Here is a 16,609-nt window from a genome sequence, read left to right on the forward strand (position 1 = left end):
GAACAATAAAAACTCGTGACTGTAAGCTCAAAAAAACAGTGCTAAACGCACTGTTTTTTTATGTCTATAATTCGTCATCCACAAGAGCTGAAGTCCCAGCTCAAAAACGTTACCAGGACGGATCCCGCTGTTATAGCAGCGCAGCGATCTAGCAGGACGAAGTCCGCCCTAGTCTCTAGGCTTTAATCGCTTGCGATCGTTCTTCAAAGATCTTCAGCTATGACTGCCCGTCTTCACTCTAACGCTTGTTCAATATCTGCAATCAGGTCTTGAACATTCTCTAGGCCAACTGAGATGCGCAGTAAGTTGTCGGTGATGCCTGCGGCGAGTCTGGCTTCTGGGCTGTAAGGTGAGTGGGTCATTGAAGCGGGATGTTGAATAAGTGATTCGGCATCACCAAGACTTACAGCGATAGTGAACAGCTTGAGACGATTAACGAAGTTCATCGCATCTTGCTTATCCCCTTTTAGCTCAAATGCAATGACCCCACCAGCACGCTTCATTTGATTGCCGATGAAACGATGGCCTTGGTGGTGTTCTAAACCTGGGTAAAACACTTGGCTAAATTTTGGATGTTTATCTAAATATTCAGCTAACACTTCGGCATTGTCGCAGTGGCGTGCTAAGCGGACATCTAAGGTTTTTAAGCCGCGTAAAATAAGCCAAGCATCATGTGGGGATATAACCCCACCAAAATCTTTCAATATTTCATATTTTAATCTGTGCATGTGCTCTGCATTGCCGCACACAATACCTGCAATCACGTCGCCGTGGCCATTAAGATACTTGGTGGCACTGTGGATCACCATATCGATACCCATTGCCAGCGGTTGCTGCAATAAGGGCGTCATAAAGGTGTTATCGACGATTGAAACTAGCTTATGAGCCTTAGCGACTTTTGCTATGGCTGCTATGTCGAATACTTGTAGATGTGGATTGACTGGGGTTTCGCAAAATATCACTTTGGTATTGGGCTTAATAGCAGCTTCGATTGCAGCAATATCGGTAAAATCGACCAATGTGGTGGTAACGCCTAAACGGGTTAATTGGGTGGTCATTAACGCAAAAGTGCAACCATATACCGCTTTTGATGCCACTAAGTGATCGCCTGCATGTAAATGGGTTAACAATGCACTGGATACGGCTGCCATGCCAGATGCCGTGGCGGCAGCATCTTCAGCGCCTTCGAGTAGCGCCATTTTACGCTCTAACTCTGCAGTGGTCGGGTTTCCTAAACGAGTATAAATATAGCCAGGCTCTTCTCCGGCAAAACGCGCTCCGCCCTGTTCTACGTTATCAAATACAAAGGTGGCGGTTTGATATAGTGGTGTGGTGAGTGAGCCAAAGGCTTCACGCTGATGGCCGCCATGAATGGCTAAGGTCGCTAAATTCCATGTGATTTGCTTGTTATCTTGCATTGCTTCTCCCTGCACCACTTTGTTATGAGTTGTTACCCTCTGTGGGGTGATTTTATGGTGGTCGGGATTTAAGATACAGCGGAATAAAATTTAACCAAGTGATTGTTAAAAAATAACTAAAGTAATTGATGTAAAAACAATGTTACAAACAATTGTTTACATCATTTTTTTAGAGACAGTAGTGAAGACAAATTTTGTGTTATCTACTCGTGTGACTAAGTTAAGTCATTAACTTAGGTCGTTAATATTAGCCATTAGCAAAGACAGTTAATAAAAGCGGTTAAAGTCTATTGCTAACTTAAGTCGCTACCTTAAGTCGCTATCTTAAACCCTAATCGTTAACGGCTAACTTGAATAACTAATGCAAACCGCTAGCTTAAACAGCTAATCAGCACAATTAGCGTGAAAGCGATAACTTCAGCTTTTGCATACCTTGTTCGATACTCATAAGCGGTTGATAGCCTAAGTCTTGTTGAGCTGCGCTAATATCAAAGTAATGACTGGTCGATAATTGCCTTGCTACAAAGCGAGTCATGATGGGTTCTTGCTGTATATTGAGCCAGCCGTAAAGTGTTTCAAGTACCACGCCTGCGGCATAAGCAACACCTGCGGGTACTCGCTTAGTCACTGGCGGTAAGTCTGCACAGGCTAAGATTTTATTGAGCATAGCGGCCATCGTTATAGGCTTATCATTACTTAAAAAATAGGCTTTACCTGCGCACTTAGCCGCGGCCACTAAATCCACTGCAGCCAAAATATGGGCGTAGGCAGCATTGTCGATATATATGGTATCGACCAGTTTATCTTGATATCCCACCAGCTTTAGGCGCCCTGCTTTGGCACGCTCTACCACTCTAGGGACAAGGTGTGGGTCGTTTGGCCCCCAAATTAAATGCGGCCTTAAGGCTGTGGTTCGAAGCGAAGCAGTATTAGCTGCAAGGATATTTTTTTCGGCAATGGCTTTAGACTCACCATAATAATTAAGGTATTGACTGGCGTAAGGGGCTGATTCGTTAATGCCATTTTCATCTGCACCGGCAAACGTCACACTTGGGGTGCTGGTATAAATAAGGTTATGAATATCAAGCGCTTTACAAGCGTTAACAATATTAGTCGCGCCATCAACATTGGGAGAATAAAAACTTTGTTTGCTGCCCCACACGCCGGCTTTTGATGCGACATGGAACACCAGATCACATCCAGTCATAGCCTGCTTGACGCTATCATAGTCACTAATGTCGCCTTGACGCATATCGACGCCCAGTTCGACAAGCTTGGGATAATGACTTCTGGCAAAGCCAACGACCTCAATACCGGCTGCCAATAAACGCTGACAAATAGCACAACCTAAAAAGCCACCTGCGCCGGTAACAAATACTTTACTAACCGATAGCGCTAATTGCTTCAGTGCGGTTTGCTCTAGGGGGTGTAAATCTGTCAGCGTCATTATTATTGCCTTATAATTACCTTAGTCTCACTTAAGAACGACTTTATTCTTGCCATTGCTTTTGGGCCCATACAGCGAGTTTTTCTCTGAAAATTTTAGCATTATGGCGCACATCGACCGGGAAATCGGGATGAATTAAAAAGCGCCCGATACCTTGAGTATGTGGGTGCTGTTCAGCTAATTGGGTTAACTCTTGAAATAGCGCTTTAGAGGTTGAGCAAACAATACCTTTATGTAATTCGATACACATAACCGGCACTATATCACCGCCCACATCCACGCCAACAATGGCAGAACGTTTAACTTGCAGATGGGTATTAAATACTCGCTCGCACGGCAGTGTATAAAAGCGTTTTAGCCGTTGCTTACCGCGAGTGGCATCAACAATATGACCTTTACGACCGCACATCCACAGTAAGCCATTATCATCAAGATACCCCACATCACCCATGCGATGTTTAACGTGATCACCGTGGTGAATTTTAACGAGTTGGGTGGCTTGCTCACGCTGATAATAAGCCTGGCTGACCATAGGACCGCTCACCACAATTTCGCCAATCTCATTAGCGCCAAGCTTATTCACATCAGCCCATTGTGGTTTGGCCACGTCAGTAACGGCAATAATATCCACACTCACCGACGATATCGGCTTACCAACACAAATACCTTTACCTTGATCGGTCAGTTCGCTGGTAGCAAACAACGCATGGCTGCCAATCATACTAATAGGCAATGATTCAGTCGCACCGTAAGAATTGAGCACTTCAACTTGTGGGTTGAGCATCTGACTAAAACATTTAATTGAGCTGATGGTCGCCGGCGCGCCAGCTGAAATAACTCGCTTAACGCTAGTGAGTTTATGCTGGGTTTGTTCGCCTGCTTGGCCTAAACGCTCTAACAAGGCGGGATTAACAAACATATTAGTGCATTGATATTGCTCGACAGCAGCAAACAAATTAGCCGGATTGGCGCTGATGGGTTTACTGGCATCCATGTCTGGTACAATTGATGCCATGCCAAGTGCCGGGCCAAACAAGGAAAACAGCGGAAATGTGGCTAAGTCACGTTCGCCTGGAGTAATACCGTAATCGTGTTTTAGTGCACTAATTTGCGCTTCAAACATCCCATGGCTGTATACCACGCCTTTTGGGGTACCTGTGCTGCCACTGGTAAATAAAATGGCTGCCATATCATCATGGTGAAGCAATGCCATATCAAGAGGTTGAGCCACATTACGGCCAATTTCAATAATCGTTTCAAGGCTCGTGGCATTGGCTAACCAACGCTGTAAACCCGAGCCGCCCACATTAATAACGTGTTTGACACTGCCTTTACCCCAACCAAGAATGCGCCTTGCAATGTGAGCCTTAGGTATACCGATAAAGGCGTCAGGTTGTGATTCTTCGAAACATTGCTTAAGGTTTTTTACGCCCATACCTGGGTCGACTAAAATCGGAATAATACCGGCTTTAAATAAACCAAAGGTTAATGAGAAAAATTCGATACTTGGCGTCACCATTAACACGGCTTTCATGCCACGCGTAATGCCGTACTGAATTAGCCCTTTAGCAATCATATCTGATTGCTGATGCAAGCTAGCAAAATCGATTTCTTGGTAATCAAATTGGCCTTGCTTTGCCTGCTGAACGGCCACGGCAAGAGAATCTGGAGTATGCTGAGCAGCATATTGCAAGTGCTGGCAAATATTGGCGTTAGCGTGCTTGTCTTTGAAGTTCGTCATGATTAACCATTATTGGCTCAGGTTGAAATGAACAAAAAGGCTCAAAAAGAGCCTTTTATTTACTTTTATTAAACCTAGCACATTGGCTTAATTTGTCGCGATGAAATCTTTAATTAAGCCAATCACTTCGTCGCTGGCATCTTCAAGAATGTAATGACCACAATCGGCAAACTCGTGCACTGTGGCATGAGGCATTCGCAGTCGCCATTCCTCTAAAAAATACTTATCAAATACAAAATCTTGTAAGCCAAAGCAAATAAGCGTTGGCACGTTAGCAAACTGGCTTAAGCTATCGCCAATGCTAGTGATTAAGTCGTAATTACGATCGCCAGGCTTAAGTGGAATATCTTGCACGAAGCGCAATGTCGAAATACGGTTTTTCCAAGAATTAAATGGCGCAACATAGGCTTCGCGGACATCTTTAGCCATCGGCTTACGTTTAACACCAACATACGACGCCGCAGATGAAAATGCATTCAAACCGCGCACTAACAAGGTGCCAAGTAAAGTGTCACGGCAAACCCATAATGCCCAAGGAAACGGTTTGGTTTTAGGTAAATGAAACGCTGCAGTGTTTAAACACACAATGCGCTTGATACGATCAGGGTGGCGCGCCGCAAAGCCCATACCAATCATGCCGCCCCAGTCGTGAACCACCAGCGTAATATTTTGTTTTACATCAAGGCTGTCGAGCAAGGCTTCTAAATCATCAATACGGTTAACTAAGGTGTAATCGTATAGTGGATCATCCGGTTTATCTGATAAGCCACAACCAATATGGTCTGGCACAATACATTGGTGTTGGCCGCTCAGTGCGCTGACTAAATTACGGTAGTAGTAACTCCAACTAGGATTACCGTGCACCATCACCACAGGCTCGCCTTGGCCTTCGTTTATGTAGTGCAATTTATTGCCGTTACGATCTAAAAAGTGACTTTTAAATGGCAGCAAGTTGTCTAGCATGATGCATCCTGTTAATTATTCTTATAATGAAATGAAAAAACTGAGTGCAGCCAATGGCTTACCACTTAATTCCTAGCATCATGCAGTTTAAACCACTGCCAATCCCTAAAAAGCTGACTTGGTCGCCAACACGTAAAAAACCTTCATCATGTGCAATGGCAGCCGTAACAGGCAATGATACCGAGCCCATGTTGCCCAATGTTTGATAGGTGGGATATTCTTTTATGTGGGGGATATTTAATGCATTTAGCACTTGCCGACGGTTAGAGGCACCCACTTGGTGACAAATGACTTTATCGACCCGTTCGACGACCCAATCTCGTTGTTCTAAAAAATGCTCCCAAGTGTGCTTGGCAAGCTCTACTCCTTCTTTGAGTAAAGTCACGGCATCGGTACGCATAAACTCGCGATACAATAAGTGCCCAGCTTCTTGTAAGCCCCATTGACACAATTGGTGATGTTCTGGTGCAGACAAATGACTTGCACCCAACAGCTGATGTTGACGAGTGGTTTTAAGCGGCAAAGTCCCATCGGTTAAAATCACCGCTACAGCGCCTGAACCACCGGTTAATGTGGCCAATGACTGAGCAAAATTTTGCATGGTCGGCTCGGCTAGCATGTGGTCAATGGTTGCATCCACAATGTCTCGAGCCGATTCGCACGACACAACCATACCCGCTTTGATTTGACCAAGCTCGATTCGGTTGGCTATATCTAAAATACCCGACAACACCCCTAAACAGGCATTACTGATGTCATAAATTGCCGTGTCTTTTGACACGCCAAGTTCAGCAGCAATACGGCAAGCGGTCGCAGGTTCGTGTTGATCGCGGCACACCCCCGTGTAAACCACGGCACCTAAGTCGCTGACATCAATACCGGTTTCATTTAAGGCTTTTTGCGCAGCGGCAATGGCACCGTCAGATAAACGATGACCTTTTGGCCACCAGCGACGCTCGGTAATCCCGGTTAATGCGGCAAGTTGCCCCATAGGAATACGAAACTTTTGATATAGCGGTGCCAAACGAGATTCTAAATCGCTACTCGACACTACTTGCGGTGCTAGCTCATAAGCCAGACTATTGATAAAGACGCGTGAATATTTCATTAAACCGTATAATTCGCTTCGCTCTAGCAAGCCAAAAAGGCACTAGAATAGTTGATATTCGTTATTAACCCGCCATTTGAACAAGAATGGCTTAATTATTCAATCAAAAACAGCAAGCCAATGCGGTAATTTGGATGATTTTTTATGGTTAAACTCTATTGTTTAATTAACCAGTTTGTTAATTCTTACAGTTTTAATAAAAATAAACCAGTGTAAACAATGGCTTAATTTGTAAATCTGTGACCAAGACTACTATTCGATTATTTTAATTGCTTGGATCAAGGCATTTCGTGGCGTAACACTGTTTGCACAAAATTCAGTCAGCGCAACTTGATATCCCTGCTCTTGTAAAAAACAGACACGATCGAGCAATAGCCAATGCTCTATCGTGCGGCGAAATAAATGTGCCACTAAAGCGATCCGCTTGGTGAGACGTTGTCGCTCAATCCCAAGGTGAAAATAATGGCTCAAATTAATAGCATTAGGTAGTAATAATTTCTTTTGATTTGCAGCCCATTGGCAAAAGTCGCTAAAACTGCCGCTAAGCTGACTTTGTTTAATGGTCGGCACCGGCAAATAAGCATCTATGCCCCGAATATCACGCTGCAGGCTGTCAAAACCCAAACGCCATGCCACTTCTTGATGGCGCGATACTTGTTGCTTGGTGCTGGCAATCACACTTTGCTGTGACGGTAGTTGTAAATTATGACGCGACAAGCGTAACTCACTGACCTTTGCTAAGGCCGATAGCGGTTGATAATGTGAATGCTCAATTAAATGATAACAACAGGGTGAAATAGAAATCACCCGCGTACCTGCCGATGCTGCTAGTTTGAGTAAACGAATGTGTAAATCACCACAAGCGTGCAATGCAATGGCATGTTGATCAATTAACAATAGCGGTTTACTCGGGTCGATTGGCGCAAAAGCATCGGCACAAATAAAGGTTTGTGGTAATTGCCATTGTTTGGCAATAAATTGGCCTTGTCTGCATAAACTCGCTTGCCACTCAAGACTTGTCACCTCAATGTGTTGCTGCTTAGCCACCAAGCGGCCCAAATGTCCTTTACCTGCGCACCACTCTAAGATAGGTAACCTAGGTAACTTGGAGTGATGCTGTGGATCAACTTGATTCGCAAACATGATGATTTGTTGCCACTTTCGGCCTTTAATATGGGCACTGAAATGGGCTAAATCATTATTCTGGCCTTTGCTATGTGGCTGTTCACCGCTAGGCAAAGATTGAGAGTTTATTGGGTCAATAGCACTTGTAGGCGAAGTGATGACTAACAAGCTTAATTGACTAATTAATTCATCAACCTGTGGAAGTTTGCTCTGTTTAATGTCGCTAATCAAGCTTGGCAATAACATTTCGACAAGCTGTTGCTGATCCATATCAAGGATATCTATTTCAGTATCATCAAGCTGCCACACCTTTTGAGCTAAATGTGGATATTCCTGCTGCCAAGGTAAGTGGTTACACTCAAATGCAACGAGCTGCCACAAGGGTTTTAGGGCATTCAAAAGTGAGTCGACTGCGTTAAAGGTGTGTTGATAATCGATTGCTGACATATCGTTGCTTATTGTTAACCTTCACTCATTGAAATGATAGAATGCGGGTCTTTAGATACTCGTATTGGAATTGTAAACTATGCACTCACCTTGTGTCGCCCGCTGCGGCTTAAATGATGACAATTATTGTATGGGCTGTTTTCGCCACGTCGATGAGATTGTGATTTGGTCACAAGCAAGTGATGCGCAGAAAAAGCAGATTGGGGATAGCCTAGCCGCCAGAAAACAACAGTTTTTGGGTGACAGCAACAAGCAAACTTTATCACGGACTAAATGGTTGGAAGCTGAAAAGCGCTTAAATGAAAACGTTGAGATAAAGCACGGTGACTAGCGGTGACAGGCGATTACGAGCGATACAAGCCTAGATGCTAGGATGGACTGCGTCCAGCTAGTGCGCTTCGCTTCTATAACAGCGTTAAAGCGACCAGCTGATCCCTGCTCAGAAGTATTACCACAACGGAACCAGCCTCTAGCCTTCTGTCTTTTGAATTTGATTGTATAGCATCTCGCCGCGAAGTGTCCTAGCGTCTAGGCGGTTGCAAGTGATGGCGAGCGGTGACAGGCGATTACGAGCGATACAAGCCTAGATGCTAGGATGGACTGCGTCCAGCTAGTGCGCTTCGCTTCTATAACAGCGGTAAAGCCTCAAGCAGATTTCTGCTCAAAAGTATTACCATGATAGAACAAAACCCCTAAGCTTCTATCTTTTGAATTTGATTGTATAGCATCTCGCAGCGAAGCGTCCTAGCATCTAGGCGGTTGCAAGTAATAGCGAGCGGTAACAGGCGATTACGAGCGATAACAAGCCTAGAGTCTAGGATGGACTGCGTCCAGCTAGTGCGCTTCGCTTCTATAACAGCGTTAAAGCGACCAGCTGATCCCTGCTCAGAAGTATTACCACGGCGGAATCAGCCTCTAGCCTTCTGTCTTTCGAATTTATAGTATCTCGCAGCAAAGCGTCCTAGCTTTTGACTTTGCCTGTATAGCATCTCGCCGCAAAGCGGACTAGCTTCTAGGCTGTTTCTCGCCCGTTATCGATTTTCATCAATCTATCCAGCTTTTGACTTTGCCTGTATAGCATCTCGCCGCGTAGCGAACTCGCTCCTAGGCTGTTTATCGCCCGTTATCGATTTTCATCAATCTAGCCAGCTTTTGACTTTGCTTGTATAGCCTCTCGCAGCGCAGCGTCCTAGCTCCTAGGCGGTTTCTCGCTTGTCATCGCTTGTTACCGCTTGTTACCGCTTGTCATCGTTCTTACCGCTTCTACCGTCTCAGCTCTACTTCTTCATCATTGCTTTTAAATCTGCAAATGGATTGAACGTAGCAGCGTCTTGTTTGGATTCTTTAGTACTGCCGTAACGGATCAGCTCTTCAAAACGCGAATGTTCATTGTCGTGACAATACAGGCACAATAACTCCCAGTTCGTCCCATCTGATGGATTATTATCGTGGTTGTGATCGCGATGATGAACCGTTAACTCAGATAAATTTTTATGGGTGAATTCGCGAGTGCAGCGACCGCATACCCAAGGGTATAACTTAAGCGCTTGTTCTCGATACCCTTTCTCACGAGAGGCTTTATAATCCCTAGCTTCAGCTAATACTTTATCTAATTTACTTTCGTTGGCCGACATTGATTTATCACTCATATAAAGAATTACCTCAAGGATAATCACTGTTATCGCTTTGGGCAATTGTTTGGTCGATCTTATTTTACGATTATTCTGCTAATGGTACAGATTAACAATAGCAACGCTTAAACCTAGCTGCCAGTTCGCTCTCGCACCGAGTCTTTCATCGCTTTTTTTCCGTAGGCGCAGCATTCGCTGTTATCGACTGTTGTCAGCTTTTATCGCAACTACCGGCGGTTACCCGCTTTACCTAGTTCTTGGCAACATTACTGTTGGTTATGCCGGCGGTTAAATTAAAGCGCATGGCATCTTCGAAGGACCAATCAACGATAATTAAGTCTTGGCGTTTAACTAAACTGGTCACGCCTGCCACTTGGTAACTTAATTGAAATAATACTGGCACCCAATCACCTTCAGGTAACGCATCAGCAAGTGGCTGTGGTACCGATTCGCTCATGATAAACCCGACGACAAAGCCGCCGTTAGCTTGTTTGACTAATACAGTTTTTTGAGTTTTCGGCTGACCGTCACGATTCATCAAACTCGCGATGTCGCGAATACTACCGTAGACAGATTTAAACAGTGGAAACTTCATCAGTTGGCTTTCAATCCAACCATACACCCACGCAATGGGGCTAACTGAAAATAGCAGTCCGGCAATAAACACTAAACTTGCGACCAAACAAAAACCGGCACCAACAAAAACAGATTCTACCCCCACAATATTGAGCAATAATTTACCTAAGCCATCGAGTGAGATGAACAATGACCAAAATAGCCAAATGGACAGCACCATAGGCAATAAATTAGTTAAACCACGAGCAAGGGTGTTTTTCATAAAAAGATTCTTCAACAATAGAGCAAATTAGCTAGCCAGCAAAGATAACAAATATCCATCAAAACCCCTAAACAAAAACGCCCTAATTTGGGCTGTTTATTAAATAAACAGTACAAATTAGGGCGTTTTAAAAGCCGTTATCTTTTATAGTTCTTTTTCCATTTCTTCATAAGAAATATGACGAACGTCTTTGCCTTTAACATAGTAAATCACGTATTCACAAATATTCTTACAACGGTCACCTACACGCTCAACCGCACGCGCAGCCCATAATACGTCTAACACATCAGGGATTGAGCGAGGGTCTTCCATCATATAAGTCATTAATTGACGGATGATACCTTCATACTCTTTGTCTATTTTCGCATCTTGTTTATGCAACTCAAACGCTTCATCGGCATCCATACGTGCTAATGCATCTAAGGTTGAGTGCAACATGCGGGTGGCGTGACGGCCCATGTTTTCAATACTGACCAATAGGGGTTGTTGACTGTTAGCGCGCTTTTCTACCGCCGCTTTGGCGATACGTACACAAGCATCACCTATACGCTCCAGATCAGTAATGGTTTTCGAAATGGCAATGATTAAACGCAAATCACTGGCGGCTGGTTGGCGTTTTGCAATAATACGAGTGCACTCTTCATCAATAGCGACTTCCATACCATTGACTTTGTGATCGCCTTCGATCACCTGTTGAGCTAATTCTGAGTCAAGCGTTGCTAACGCATCCAATGCTTGTTCAAGCTGGCGTTCAACTAAACCGCCCATAGCCAATACCCGATTCCGAATGTCATCAAGTTCGGCATTAAACTGGCCTGATATATGTTTACTTAAATTCATTTTTTCCATGATACCCACCTAATTTATATCTGTTAATTAAAAGCTTTTTTAACAAAGATCAACCGTAACGGCCGGTAATATAATCTTCAGTTTTACGCTTTTTGGGGGTCGTGAAAATGGTATTAGTATTAGCATATTCAACCAATTCGCCCATGTACATAAAGGCCGTTTGATCTGACACCCGTGCTGCTTGTTGCATGTTATGTGTCACAATAACAACGGTATATTTTTCCTTTAATTCTGTAATCAACTCTTCAATAATTAAGGTTGACATTGGATCCAGCGCCGACGTTGGCTCATCGAGTAATAAGACTTCTGGCTCAATGGCTATGGCACGTGCAATCACTAGACGTTGTTGCTGACCACCCGATAATCCGAATGCATTGTCGTGTAGACGGTCTTTCACTTCGTCCCAAATAGCTGCGCCACGCAATGAACGTTCAGCCGCTTCATCTAATTCACGACGGTTACTCAATCCTTGTAAACGTAAGCCATAGACCACGTTTTCATAGATTGACTTAGGAAACGGATTAGGACGCTGAAAGACCATACCTACGTTACGACGTAATGCTGCTACATCGACTTTCTTATCATAAATATTTTGACCATAAAGCAAGATTTCACCGTCAATTTTGCAACTATCAACCAAATCATTCATACGGTTAATACAACGCAAAAGAGTTGATTTACCACAGCCACTTGGGCCAATAAATGCGGTAACTTGTTTTTTAGGGATCTTCATCGAGACATCAAATAATGCTTGTTTATCACCGTAACGTAAATCAAGATTACGGATCTCAAGGGCGGTATCCTGTGCCGGTAAGTTAACTAAATCAACGGCTTCTGTTTGCATTGCTGAACTATCAATTGAAATCATTTTTATCTTTCCTCAGGATATCGCTAATTAATGTTCTAGCGAACGGAATTTTTCACGTAAATGGTTGCGCACGCTAATAGCGGTTAAATTAAGGGCAACAATTACAGATACTAATAAGAACGAAGTTGCATACACTAAGGGACGTGCAGCCTCAACGTTAGGGCTTTGGAAGCCTACATCGTAAATATGGAAACCTAAGTGCATAAACTTACGTTCTAAATGCACAAACGGGAAATTCATATCAATCGGTAATGTTGGCGCTAATTTTACCACACCAACCAACATTAACGGCGCCACTTCACCGGCAGCACGTGCTACAGCTAAAATCAAACCAGTCATAATCGCTGGGCTCGCCATTGGGATGACAATACGCCATAAGGTTTCGGCTTTGGTGGCACCTAAAGCCAAACTGCCTTGACGAACCGCACTTGGAATCCGGCTTAAGCCTTCTTCAGTTGATACAATCACCACTGGCAAGGTTAAAATAGCTAAGGTCAATGCAGACCAAAGTACCCCTGGAGAGCCAAATGTTGGTGAAGGCAATGCTTCTGGAAAAAATAATTGGTCAATTGAGCCACCCATCATGTAGACAAAGAAGCCTAAACCAAAGACACCGTAAACAATTGACGGTACACCGGCCAAATTGATAACCGCAATGCGGATCAGCTTGGTAATAGGGCCTTTCTTAGCATATTCATGAAGGTAAATCGCGGCAATGACTCCAAATGGCGTTACAATAACCGCCATTAGCATCACCATAAAAACGGTACCAAAAATAGCGGGGAACACCCCACCCTCAGTATTGGCTTCGCGGGGATCGTCACTGACAAAGCGGCCAATACCAACAAACCAGTGGCCAACTTTACTGAGCAAGCTCATGTGATTGACATAGCTGACGTCTAAAATAGAGTCCAGTTGCAAGGTGACTTCAACGCCACGCATATCTTTGACGACAACAGAATCGCGGGCGGCTTTAGCGCGTAAGGCAAACAAGTCTTTTTCAAGGACTAAGTAGTTTTGGTGAAGCTGTTCAACTTGCGCTTCCAACTCAGCTTTAAGCTCATCAGTTAATTCACCCTCTAGCTCATAACCACGCTCTTTTAAACGTAGACGCTCCATTTGATAATTAATTGAGCCAATGTCACTTTTTTGCAACGCTAATGCTTCATCAGCAATTGCAACCGCACGATCTATATGACCCATCAATGACGTTTCAATCGCAGCTTCATCATTGAGCGCTAAACGCTTACCGTCTTCAATAACCGCAACGGGGTAACCGTAAAAATTACCATTTTGTGTGCGCTCAAGCTTAGCAACATCTGCAGGCATTGAACGGCTAACGATATCTGTTGCTAAAATCCAACGAAAATCTAATCCCACAAACTCACGGTTACCTGTTTTAACCAAGTAACGCGTCACAAACTCACCAGGGTGCTTGGTAAATTTATGACCTGCTGAAATTAACCGTTCCGTAGGCACTTCTTCGCGGTTATAAATTTCACCAATAAGGGTGCTTTTAACGCCATTATTGTTTTCAAGTTGCCATTGGTAAACATCAGCAGGCCAGAAGTAACTCAAGCCACGCCACGCAATTAACAGTAATAAGCCTAGAACGGCAATTAAACTGATACTAACGGCACCACCGGTCATCCAAATCCACGGTGAACCTGATTTAAACCACTTACCCATTACACAAACCTCTCAAGGCGATTGGCGAAATAATCATTAATTGAGTCATCATCTTTCCTTACAGTGAGCTATAACGTTCGCGTAAACGTTGGCGAACAACTTCTGCAATGGTATTAAAGAAGAAGGTGAACACGAACAATACAAAGGCGGCTAAGAACAATACACGGTAATGCGTACTGCCAATGGCCGACTCCGGCATTTCTACGGCAATGTTTGCCGCTAAGGTACGCATACCCTCAAACACACTCCACTCAAGGATTGCGGTATTACCGGTTGCCATTAACACAATCATGGTTTCACCCACTGCACGGCCTAAGCCCATCATGATGGCCGAGAAAATACCCGGACTGGCGGTAAGCAATACCACCTTGGTCAGGGTTTGCCAGTTTGTTGCACCCAATGCCAAACTGCCGTTTGACAAATGACGTGGTACGGAGAAAATAGCATCTTCAGCAATCGAAAATATTGTTGGAATAACCGCAAAACCCATGGCAATCCCCACAACAAGCGCATTACGTTGGTCAAAGGTAATGCCTAAATCGTTGGTAATAAACTGGCGAGTATTACCGTCAAATAATGCCACTTCAATGACAGGGCTAATCGTAAATGAGAACCAACCGACAAATATAATCACTGGCAATAACATCAGTTCTTGATATGTTTCTGGTAGGCGATGCTTCCACGTTTGTGGCAATTTACTCCAAGCAAATGCTGTGATGAGTATTGATATGGGCATTGACAACAACAACACCACTATGCCGGGTAAGTTATCTTCAATCAGTGGCGCTAGCCATAATCCTGCCAAGAAACCCAAAATAACCGTGGGTAATGCCTCCATAATTTCAATGGTAGGCTTTACCACGTTGCGGACTTTTGGCGTCATAAAGTAAGCGGTATAAATGGCACCGGCAATCGCTAATGGCGCCGCAAACAACATGGCGTAAAAAGCGGCTTTCATGGTACCAAATGCTAACGGCATTAAACTCAACTTAGCTTCAAAGTCGTCAGAACCAGACGTCGATTGCCATACATATTGTGGTTCAGGGTAACTTTCGTACCACACTTTCTCCCACAGCGCGCTCCATGATATTTCTGGGTGGCTGTTTTCAACAGAGAAAAGGTTAAGTTTGTTATCGGCTTCAATCACCAAGGCATTTGAACGCGGGCTAAAGCTCATTTCCCCAGGGTTAGTTAACTGAAACTTCTCGTCGAATAACTCTCGTTCACTGGTAGTATAAAGCAGGGTTAACTCACCTTCAGGGCTTAAGACTGCAAAGCTTTTACGATAAAACTCTGTCGCCATAACACTCACTGGAGCAATATCATCAAACTCACGAATTTGCTCATATAAACGCCCTTTTTCGCTATTTACTTGGAAGTACTGACTCACAATGCCACTGTCATAACTGACTAAAATCGAGCTGGCACCCGCAAGCAAATTCACTTGCTTAACATCAGCATTAACTTTTTTTACATCAACGACTTGAAGCAACTCTACAGAGTGTGCATTACGAGTGTTGTAAATAAATAGTTTGTTATTCGCGCTCAAAATAAGCTGACGATGATCTGGAGTCATTAATACTGATACGACATCGTTTGGCGCATCTTCAATAAAGACTTCAACCGATGACCATTCAACTTCTTCAGTCATCATGTTTTCTTCGCCTTCTTGGCGATTTAGCTTCCAAGCACCATTTTTGTCTTGATAAGCAAAGCTCATGCGACTATCGCTATAATCAAACACCAGATTATACACAGCACCATCGCGATTAATGGTTAATGGCGCTTCCCCCATTGGATAACGTAAAGAAGGGGTAATCAGACGTTGATTGTCTGGGTAGGTCAAACCAAACTCAATCCCGACAACAATCACTTGACCGTTGCTTAGCCCTAATGCGAAGCGTTGCTCGCTTGGACTTGATTTGGTACTGCTAGTTACCGTTGCACCTTGAGGAAGTTTAGGAGTAAAAGACGAAATTAATTCACCGCTCGCGGCTGAATAAAAATCAACAGTACCCAATTTGGTCACCCGATATAGCACTTCGTTTTGTTCATCACTGCCGACCATTAAGGTTTTAGCATCAGCATGTTGATAGCTGACACTCGTAACAGGTTCTATATCTGCACCATCAAAAATGGGCTTGATGACATACAGCAAATAGAAAAATATTAATAACAAAGTGACAAACACTAAGGTGCCACCGATGGTTACCCCAATCTCAGCTGCTTTATCCTTAAATGCTCTGCGGGTTGCATGTCTATCAACGAGTAGACTTTTTTCAGCAGAACCAGGTTGATTGACCTGACTTTCCATTAAGAACCTCTAATAATTAATCGATGCCATAATTAGCGCTTTGATTGTGCAGTCTACTATGCTAACAATAAATATTTATGACTAAATAACTGTCTATTAGTTATCCATTAGTCTCTAAATAAATTGTAGTAACACAACAGTAAACCTGTTGTAAGACAGCAATAAAAACAT

General features: G+C 43.7%; 13 protein-coding genes. 1 reads left to right on the forward strand and 12 read right to left on the reverse strand.

The window, feature by feature from the left end; all coding sequences use genetic code 11:
* Nucleotides 1-233: 233 nt before the first annotated feature.
* The 6 genes from megL to AAEZ02_RS05710 all read right to left on the reverse strand — a co-directional run bounded on the left by megL (nucleotide 234) and on the right by AAEZ02_RS05710 (nucleotide 8,249).
* On the reverse strand, nucleotides 234-1,418 hold the full coding sequence (gene megL / locus AAEZ02_RS05685) for a methionine gamma-lyase (RefSeq protein ID WP_351122212.1): 1,185 nt from the start codon (nucleotides 1,416-1,418) through the stop codon (nucleotides 234-236).
* A 397-nt stretch (nucleotides 1,419-1,815) separates the two neighbouring features.
* Nucleotides 1,816-2,865: a 2-alkyl-3-oxoalkanoate reductase gene (gene oleD / locus AAEZ02_RS05690; protein WP_124011832.1), complete on the reverse strand. Its 1,050-nt coding sequence runs from the start codon at nucleotides 2,863-2,865 to the stop codon at nucleotides 1,816-1,818.
* Nucleotides 2,866-2,908: 43 nt separating this feature from the next.
* Nucleotides 2,909-4,606 carry an olefin beta-lactone synthetase gene (oleC, locus tag AAEZ02_RS05695; RefSeq protein ID WP_351122215.1) on the reverse strand — a complete coding sequence of 566 codons (1,698 nt, stop codon included), beginning with the start codon at nucleotides 4,604-4,606 and terminating at the stop codon, nucleotides 2,909-2,911.
* Nucleotides 4,607-4,693: 87 nt separating this feature from the next.
* Nucleotides 4,694-5,569 (reverse strand): alpha/beta fold hydrolase, encoded by an 876-nt coding sequence (locus AAEZ02_RS05700; protein ID WP_351122218.1) that lies wholly within the window; start codon nucleotides 5,567-5,569, stop codon nucleotides 4,694-4,696.
* Nucleotides 5,570-5,627: 58 nt separating this feature from the next.
* Complete coding sequence (locus AAEZ02_RS05705; protein ID WP_101032205.1) at nucleotides 5,628-6,677, reverse strand: 3-oxoacyl-ACP synthase III; 1,050 nt, start codon at nucleotides 6,675-6,677, stop codon at nucleotides 5,628-5,630.
* Between the two features lie 252 nt (nucleotides 6,678-6,929).
* Entirely contained in the window at nucleotides 6,930-8,249 is a 1,320-nt protein-coding gene (locus tag AAEZ02_RS05710; RefSeq protein WP_124011834.1) for a methyltransferase, read from the reverse strand.
* Nucleotides 8,250-8,328: 79 nt separating this feature from the next.
* On the opposite strand from AAEZ02_RS05710, the gene AAEZ02_RS05715 reads away from it, so the two are divergent.
* A complete protein-coding gene (locus tag AAEZ02_RS05715) occupies nucleotides 8,329-8,580 on the forward strand; it encodes a DUF1289 domain-containing protein (protein ID WP_351122221.1) in 252 nt (83 codons plus the stop codon).
* Between the two features lie 946 nt (nucleotides 8,581-9,526).
* Here the strand turns inward: AAEZ02_RS05715 and AAEZ02_RS05720 are convergent.
* From AAEZ02_RS05720 to AAEZ02_RS05745, 6 genes are all read right to left on the reverse strand, one after another.
* Nucleotides 9,527-9,883, reverse strand: coding sequence for a YajD family HNH nuclease (locus tag AAEZ02_RS05720; RefSeq protein WP_101034699.1), 357 nt, complete (start codon nucleotides 9,881-9,883; stop codon nucleotides 9,527-9,529).
* A gap of 247 nt (nucleotides 9,884-10,130) precedes the next feature.
* Nucleotides 10,131-10,718 carry a DUF502 domain-containing protein gene (locus tag AAEZ02_RS05725; protein ID WP_124011836.1) on the reverse strand — a complete coding sequence of 196 codons (588 nt, stop codon included), beginning with the start codon at nucleotides 10,716-10,718 and terminating at the stop codon, nucleotides 10,131-10,133.
* Between the two features lie 144 nt (nucleotides 10,719-10,862).
* A complete protein-coding gene (gene phoU, locus AAEZ02_RS05730; RefSeq protein WP_101032209.1) occupies nucleotides 10,863-11,567 on the reverse strand; it encodes a phosphate signaling complex protein PhoU in 705 nt (234 codons plus the stop codon).
* A gap of 49 nt (nucleotides 11,568-11,616) precedes the next feature.
* On the reverse strand, nucleotides 11,617-12,435 hold the full coding sequence (gene pstB / locus AAEZ02_RS05735; RefSeq protein WP_101032210.1) for a phosphate ABC transporter ATP-binding protein PstB: 819 nt from the start codon (nucleotides 12,433-12,435) through the stop codon (nucleotides 11,617-11,619).
* Nucleotides 12,436-12,462: 27 nt separating this feature from the next.
* The gene (gene pstA, locus AAEZ02_RS05740; RefSeq protein WP_351122223.1) at nucleotides 12,463-14,124 is read right to left on the reverse strand and encodes a phosphate ABC transporter permease PstA; all 1,662 of its coding nucleotides are present in this window, start codon (nucleotides 14,122-14,124) and stop codon (nucleotides 12,463-12,465) included.
* Between the two features lie 58 nt (nucleotides 14,125-14,182).
* Nucleotides 14,183-16,438, reverse strand: coding sequence for an ABC transporter permease subunit (locus AAEZ02_RS05745; protein ID WP_124011838.1), 2,256 nt, complete (start codon nucleotides 16,436-16,438; stop codon nucleotides 14,183-14,185).
* Nucleotides 16,439-16,609: the final 171 nt, after the last annotated feature.

It is taken from the genome of Shewanella sp. T24-MNA-CIBAN-0130 (assembly GCF_040310185.1).
In the GTDB taxonomy this organism is placed as follows: Bacteria; Pseudomonadota; Gammaproteobacteria; order Enterobacterales; family Shewanellaceae; genus Shewanella; species Shewanella psychromarinicola.

Excerpts from the sequence above, each read along its gene's own strand:
- megL (WP_351122212.1), bottom strand. The coding sequence starts at position 1,418 with ATGCAAGATAACAAGCAAATCACATGGAATTTAGCGACCTTAGCCATT.
- oleD (WP_124011832.1), bottom strand. The coding sequence starts at position 2,865 with ATGACGCTGACAGATTTACACCCCCTAGAGCAAACCGCACTGAAGCAA.
- oleC (WP_351122215.1), bottom strand. The coding sequence starts at position 4,606 with ATGACGAACTTCAAAGACAAGCACGCTAACGCCAATATTTGCCAGCAC.
- AAEZ02_RS05700 (WP_351122218.1), bottom strand. The coding sequence starts at position 5,569 with ATGCTAGACAACTTGCTGCCATTTAAAAGTCACTTTTTAGATCGTAAC.
- AAEZ02_RS05705 (WP_101032205.1), bottom strand. The coding sequence starts at position 6,677 with ATGAAATATTCACGCGTCTTTATCAATAGTCTGGCTTATGAGCTAGCA.
- AAEZ02_RS05710 (WP_124011834.1), bottom strand. The coding sequence starts at position 8,249 with ATGTCAGCAATCGATTATCAACACACCTTTAACGCAGTCGACTCACTT.
- AAEZ02_RS05715 (WP_351122221.1), top strand. The coding sequence starts at position 8,329 with ATGCACTCACCTTGTGTCGCCCGCTGCGGCTTAAATGATGACAATTAT.
- AAEZ02_RS05720 (WP_101034699.1), bottom strand. The coding sequence starts at position 9,883 with ATGTCGGCCAACGAAAGTAAATTAGATAAAGTATTAGCTGAAGCTAGG.
- AAEZ02_RS05725 (WP_124011836.1), bottom strand. The coding sequence starts at position 10,718 with ATGAAAAACACCCTTGCTCGTGGTTTAACTAATTTATTGCCTATGGTG.
- phoU (WP_101032209.1), bottom strand. The coding sequence starts at position 11,567 with ATGGAAAAAATGAATTTAAGTAAACATATATCAGGCCAGTTTAATGCC.
- pstB (WP_101032210.1), bottom strand. The coding sequence starts at position 12,435 with ATGATTTCAATTGATAGTTCAGCAATGCAAACAGAAGCCGTTGATTTA.
- pstA (WP_351122223.1), bottom strand. The coding sequence starts at position 14,124 with ATGGGTAAGTGGTTTAAATCAGGTTCACCGTGGATTTGGATGACCGGT.
- AAEZ02_RS05745 (WP_124011838.1), bottom strand. The coding sequence starts at position 16,438 with ATGGAAAGTCAGGTCAATCAACCTGGTTCTGCTGAAAAAAGTCTACTC.